1 protein-coding gene is annotated in these 298 nt (G+C 36.2%); it reads right to left on the bottom strand.

Translation table 11 applies throughout. The features are described 5' to 3' along the window. Positions 1-129: 129 nt before the first annotated feature. Positions 130-298, bottom strand: a 169-nt coding sequence (locus V7137_RS29630) for an EamA family transporter (protein ID WP_335701380.1), incomplete at its 5' end; no start/stop codon positions are given.

The raw sequence follows: 298 nt of genomic DNA, 5'->3' as shown, positions 1-298 counted from the left end.
ATGAGTGGGCAGGATTAATTGGGCAGTTTAAAAAAACTTTTTGGGTCTGCTGTTCGTGATGAGTTTGACACACATGTAAAAAGCCTTCAATTAACTTTATTTGAAGGTTTTTTATCATCATAATATATATTATTGCCATGCTGTCATGATTACACCGATAGCAATAAGTGCTACTCCCATTCCATTTACCAAGCTCAGCTTTTCACCGAAAAATAAAATAGCTAACAGTGTAGCAAACACTACGCTCAACTTGTCAACAGGTGCTACTTGAGACACTTTTCCTACTTTTATGGCCATA

Origin of the sequence: Neobacillus drentensis (assembly GCF_036962765.1) — a bacterium.
In the GTDB taxonomy this organism is placed as follows: Bacteria; Bacillota; Bacilli; order Bacillales; family Cytobacillaceae; genus Neobacillus; species Neobacillus drentensis_C.
The sequence above is the reverse complement of the archived record's forward strand: the minus strand, read 5'-3'. Positions and strand labels throughout refer to the sequence as shown.